Raw genomic sequence first — 6,411 nt, forward strand, 5'->3', positions numbered from 1 at the left:
ATGCAGTTTGGTATTGGCTCTGATATGGGTATTGTCCTTATAAAGGCTATCATCTTAAGCCTTTTGTCTGTGTTCCTTCTTATGCCAGGTATCATCATGGTTTTTGCACCTCTCATGGAAAAGACCAAGCACAAGAACTTTATCCCTCAAATTCCCTTTGTTGGCAAGTTTGCCTATGCTTCAAGATATATCATTACTCCTGCATTTGTGATCCTTATCATTATAGCTAACAGAGTTTCTGCTAAAACTCCTTACGTTTATGGCTACACCAAGATTACACCGCCTCTTATAAATGAGGTGCAGGCTGATCAGAATATGCAGGATGAGAACTTTAATTCAGATAACATGGTGGCTCTTGTTTTCCCTTCAGGAGATTACGAAAGGGAAAAGAGACTTATAGATGAACTTCTTACAAGGGATGAAGTTTCATCTATTACAGGTCTTGCAAATACTGAGGCACTTAATGGCTACACCCTTACAGAGAAGCTGACTCCCCGTCAGTTTTCTGAGCTTTTAAATATCGACTATGAGATAGCAGAGGTTGTCTATGCAGCCTATGCTGTTAATGATGAGGACTACGCCAAGGCTGTTAATGGACTTGCCAACTACAAGGTCCCTCTCATAGACATGTTCATGTTTGTTTATCAGGAGGTTCAGGAAGGCTACGTTACCTTAAGCGATGACCTGATGAAAAAACTTGAGGATGCTAACAGGATGATGACCTTTGCAAAGGAACAGCTTCAGGGTGAAGAATATTCAAGAATCCTTGTTTATTTAAATCTCCCTGAAGAGTCAGACGAAACCTTTGCGTTCATTGAAGAGATGCACAAGATAACTGAGAAGTACTACGACGAAGATAAGATCTACGTTGTTGGAGAATCTGTAAGCCAGTACGACCTTAAGAAGTGCTTTGCAAGAGACAACACAGTCACAAGCGTTATCTCGATCCTGGCGGTTTTGATAGTACTTCTTTTCACCTTTAAATCAGCCGGAATGCCTGTCCTTCTTATTGCAGTCATTCAGGGATGTATCTGGATCAACTTCTCATTCCCGGCTGTAATGCACGACAATCTCTTTTTCCTGGGATACCTTATTGTTAGCTCGATTCAGATGGGTGCTAACATTGACTATGCCATCGTTATTGCAGGGCGCTACACAGAGCTTCGTGAGACCATGGGCAAAAGAGATGCTATCATCGATACCATGAATCTGTCATTCCCAACTATCATCACGTCAGGAACCATGCTTGCAGTGGCAGGAACACTTATCGGTAAGATGACATCAGACTGTGCTATTTACGGAATTGGAAAATGTCTTGGACGAGGAACAATAATTTCCATCTTTGTCACAATGTTTGTTTTGCCCCAGATACTGCTTGTGGGAGATAAGATAATCGAGCTTACTGCCTTTGTTATGAACATGCCGCTTCAGACCAAACAAAGGTCTGGTTCAATGCGTATTGACGGTATTGTCAGAGGACACATTGACGGAACAGTTAACGGTGTTGTTCACGCTATAGTAAAGGGTAATGTCAGCGCATATATTGAGAATGGCGATGTGACAATGCTTGATGAAAACGATAATGAGAAGGTGGAGGAGACAGTATAATGAAAAAGAGAATACTAGCCCTTCTTACAATATTTGCCCTTGTATGTACAAGTGCTCCTTTGACAGTTTTTGCTGAAAAAGAAGAGGAAATAAAGGAAGAAACAAAAGAGCCAAGGTCAGAAGTTGAGCTTTTATCAACTGCAACACAGACAGATCTTCTTGAAAATGAAGAGGATGTAGATGCAGATATAGAGGAAGAGATTGAAGCTCTTATTCCGGAAGAGCTTGAAGATATCTATATAGGTAGTATCGATGATTTCCTTTCTTTTGCTAATAACTGCAAGCTTGATACCTGGTCAGTGAACAAAAGAGTTATCCTTACACAGGATATTTCTCTTCTTGGCAAAAACTTTGACTTCGTACCATCCTTTGGCGGAATATTTGACGGTCAGGGCCATACTATTTCCGAGTACAACGTATCTGATGGACTTTCTCACGTTGGGCTTTTTGCTGAAGTTCAAAAGACCGGTATTATTGCAAATTTAAGTGTGAGTGGATCGATAATACCTTCCGGAGAGCAGATAAGAGTCGGAGGACTTTGCGGCGAAAACCACGGCTACATAAAGAACTGCAGCTTCAAAGGCGTTATATCATCCAATGACTATGTTGGCGGAATTACTTCCTATAACCATTTCACTGGAATAATAGAGGACTGCAATGTCGGCGGATATGTAAAAGGTATTCATTTTGTCGGAGGTATTGCCGGATACAATGAAGGCGATATAAGCAGGTCAAGAAATGATTCTTTAGTAAACACAACAAACGTCGATACTCAGATAACAATTGATTCAATGACCAATTTAAATAAGGTCATTAATCTTATTAAGAACGTAGACAGTACTTCTGAGGAAGCCAACGAAGATGCAACTGCAACAGATGTAGGCGGTATTGCAGGTAATTCTCTAGGTATAATTTCAAGGTGCCTGAATATGGGAGATGTGGGCTACGAGCATGTTGGTTACAACATCGGAGGTATTGTAGGAAGACAGTCTGGATATGTCGTTAACTGCACCAATAACGGTAAAGTCCTTGGAAGAAAGGATGTAGGTGGTATTGTTGGACAGGCTGAGCCATACATTACTGTAGATCTTAGCTCAGATATCGCTTATCAGCTCACAGAATCTATTAGTAAGCTCCACGACACTGTTACTGTAACTCTGGGAGATGCCAAGAATCAGTCTGATGTTATAACAAACAGACTATCTGCAATCCAGCAGTTTACTTCTGGTGCAATTGAAGATGTAAGATTTCTTTCTGCTGGAACCGTTGATTTTGCAAATGGCGTATCTAGTGCTACATCAGAAGCTTTTTCAAGAGTTGACTATATCCTTGATGAGACTTCTAAGGATGATGGTGTTTTAGATCAGATAGGATATGCAGCTAAAGACGCTAAGAGCTCTTCTGACAGCTTTGAGGATGCTGTAAAGGACCTGGACCTTGATGCTTATCTTTCTGATGAGGAAAGGGAAACATATCAAAGATCGAAGGATACCATTGCGGGTGCTGCAAGTCAGTATTCAGAACTATATAATTATTCCTATGATGCTTTTTATAACAATTATGTGAGAAGGAATAAAGGATCAGGAAGTGATCTGGAGTATCGGGACAGTGATGGAAATCCTCTTATTGATGCTTCAATCCCCTCAATCTACCTGGACAATAACGTCAGTAATGATCTTGAATTCAGCAGAACGGAGGGTGCACAGCCCTCTGATTTAAGATACTATTGCTACGGGCTTAGAAAAGAAGGATCCTGGATCCATACAGGGGATTCTTCTAAATTCCCGGTTTCAGATTCTGCAGATGATAAAACTCTTGACCAGAATGCGGCTGAGAATGCTCAGAAAGAAGCTGATAAATTTGCAAAAAGACACTATACGAGTCCTGTTACCGGAGACACAGGAAGCGATGCTTATACTGCAGATCTTGAAAATGCTGCCGTAAATATTGCTAATATCACATCATCACACCTGGATGAAATGACTGACGCAGCTCGTGCCGACGCTGTAAAATCCATGGATTCACTTGAATCTGCAGCTTCACACTTATCAGAAGCTGGTAAGCAGACTAAGTCAATAGTAAGAAACGTAGCGGGAAGAGAAGATATTGTGTTCCCGCAGTTCAGTGCTGAATACAAGGATCATACAGCAAGCCTTGCATCAAACATGGCTGGCATGAACGACAACTTTGGATCCCTTAATCTTGAGGTCAACAACGCCACAGGAGTCCTTGTTGATGACCTTCAGTCCATTGCTGATCAGTTCAACAACATCATGATGCTGTACACAGATGCAATTGACGGCGTACTGGAGATGGATTACACACAGGCCTATTCTGATGTTTCTTTGGAAGAAGCTTCTACCAGTACCGATGCGACAATTGAAGGTTGCCAAAACTTTGGAAGAGTAGAAGGAGATATTGATACTGCCGGAATAGCTGGAACCATGGCTATTGAGTACGACTATGACAAGGAGTCAGATCTTACAGGTATCAAAGATTCCAAACTCAATTCTTCATTTATCACCAAGTGCGTTCTTCGTAGCAATAAAAACTACGCTGAAGCTGTTGGAGAAAAGAACTACGCAGCTGGCGTTTGCGGTCTACAGGAGATGGGTACGATCATTGGCTGCAGCAATTACTCCAATATTAAATCATCTTCAGGCGACTATGTAGGCGGCGTAACAGGAGCATCTTACTCTTATGTCGTTAGCTCTTTTTCCAAAGGCATACTTGAGGGAGCAAATTACGTTGGAGGTATTGCAGGCGATGGCAATAACATAAGAAACTGCCTGGCTCTTGTGGATATCAAAAATGCAGAGTCAAGATTTGGCGCTATTGCTGGTAATGTTGAAGACGGTGCAGAGATAAGAAACAACTTCTTTGTAAGTGATGACCTGGCTGGTATCGACAAGATCAGTTATTCCAAGAAGGCAGAGCCTGTTGAATATGACAAAATCTTACAGGGCAACCTTTTCGAAGCTGAGAAAGTAATAACAGTTGAAGATGCACCTAGCAAAGAGGGGGAGGGACAGGTAGAAGAAAAGACTGTAAAGCTTGACACAGTGCAGTATTCTGATGTCCCAAGTGACTTTAAAAAGCTCATGGTTACCTTTGTGCTTGAAGATGATGATCTGGATGGCGGAAGAGAAATAATTGCCAAGGTTAAGAAAAACTATGGAGAAAGCATTTCTGCTGATGAGTATCCAGGCCTTAAGAACAAGGATGGATTCTATGCGGCATGGGATACTCCAGAGATTAATGACATTACTACTGATAAAGTTGTTACAGCAACTTATAAGAGATACAGAACAACGCTTTCAGAGTATAATGCCTCAGATGACCTTATTCAGTCAGAGCTTTTAGTTGATGGAATGTTCAAAGAAGATGACACTCTTGATATTGTAAGGACTATCAATTATAAGGAAGGAAAGGCTGAAACTTTAAAAGAGTACGAAACTATAGATGTGACAGTACCTGATGATGGCCAGATGGTCCATCAGATAAGATTCAGGCCAATTAGTGAAGTTACGACATCTATAGATCTCTTGAAGGGATACCTTGGAGATGAATTCAGGCTCTACCAGATAAAGAACGGTGAGAAGGTGCTGCTGACTCCAACAGGAACAATGGGTAAGTACTCAACATATGATATTGAAGGCAATAAGTTTACGCTTTCTCTTGATGTGGGTGATGCATCTGGTGCCACCAGCAAGCTGGCAGTTTTATTTGTTATAGTATTCCTGTTAGTGGTTGCACTTATAGCTACTGTGGTCATACTTCTTACCAAAAACTCGAGGCATGTTCCAAAGATATTTAAGAAAGTGGTAAGTAAAGTTTCCGCTAGAATTGAGAGCAAAGAACAGCTATTTTACGATGATTCCAAGGATGAGGCAGATAGTAAAGATCCTGGAAAAGATCAAAATTCTAAAGAGCAAACAGAAACTGATAAAAAAGATTAAGAAATTAATACGAAAAACATATGAAATGAGGTAGGCTATCATTGCAATAGCCCGCCTCATTTCATATAATAGAAAGTAAGTTTTTCGGGGGAATGCAATTATGAAAGAATTACTAACAGAGCTCTTAATGGAGGACAAGACTCTCATCCATGTGCCTTTTGGGGACGGCTTTTTTGACATCTATCATTCCGTAGTTGTCACTTGGATATTTATGGCTGTAGTTATTGCCCTCATTCTATTTCTTACCCATGATCTGAAAGTTCATAATATTTCAAAGCGTCAGGCTGCGCTGGAGTCAGCTGTGTTGTTCCTAAGAGGCGCTGTATCAGGGATGCTTGGAGAGGAAGCTGCTGGTTATACTGACTATATCGTAACAGTGCTGATCTTCATTGGCCTTTCTAATATGGTGGGGCTGTTTGGATTTACACCGCCAACCATGGATCTTAATGTGACCATAGCCCTTTCTGTTATGAGCATTGTCCTGGTGGAAGCTGCTGGCCTTGTTAAAAAAGGTCCCAAGAAGTGGCTTAAAGGATTTGCTGAGCCCATGCCTGTTGTTGCACCTATGAATGTACTTGAGCTTGTCATCAGACCGCTTTCACTGTGCATGCGACTATTTGGTAATATCCTTGGAGCAACAGTCATCATGGAGCTATTAAAGCACGTGGTTCCCGTGATCCTTCCTGCAGCACTATCTTTATACTTTGATCTTTTTGACGGTGCCATTCAGGCTTATGTATTTTGCTTTTTGACATCGCTTTACATAAAAGAAGCAGTGGAATAATAAACATTTTAAGGAGGTTTTATCTATGAGTTTAACAGCACTTGGAGCAGCTATTGCTGC

3 protein-coding genes are annotated in these 6,411 nt (G+C 41.1%); all 3 read left to right on the forward strand.

What is annotated here, in order from left to right:
- Nucleotides 1-1,608 (forward strand): MMPL family transporter (locus J6I68_RS00650; RefSeq protein WP_292216356.1); only part of this gene is annotated, 1,608 nt, incomplete at its 5' end.
- A complete protein-coding gene (locus tag J6I68_RS00655; protein WP_292216358.1) occupies nucleotides 1,608-5,567 on the forward strand; it encodes a hypothetical protein in 3,960 nt (1,319 codons plus the stop codon). The genes J6I68_RS00650 and J6I68_RS00655, both read left to right, overlap by 1 nt.
- 100 nt (nucleotides 5,568-5,667) lie before the next feature.
- Nucleotides 5,668-6,351: a F0F1 ATP synthase subunit A gene (locus tag J6I68_RS00660; protein WP_292204265.1), complete on the forward strand. Its 684-nt coding sequence runs from the start codon at nucleotides 5,668-5,670 to the stop codon at nucleotides 6,349-6,351.
- Nucleotides 6,352-6,411 lie beyond the last annotated feature (60 nt).

Origin of the sequence: Butyrivibrio sp., assembly GCF_017940685.1 — a bacterium.
Taxonomy (GTDB): Bacteria; Bacillota; Clostridia; order Lachnospirales; family Lachnospiraceae; genus Butyrivibrio.

Excerpts from the sequence above, each read along its gene's own strand:
- J6I68_RS00655 (WP_292216358.1), top strand. The coding sequence starts at position 1,608 with ATGAAAAAGAGAATACTAGCCCTTCTTACAATATTTGCCCTTGTATGT.
- J6I68_RS00660 (WP_292204265.1), top strand. The coding sequence starts at position 5,668 with ATGAAAGAATTACTAACAGAGCTCTTAATGGAGGACAAGACTCTCATC.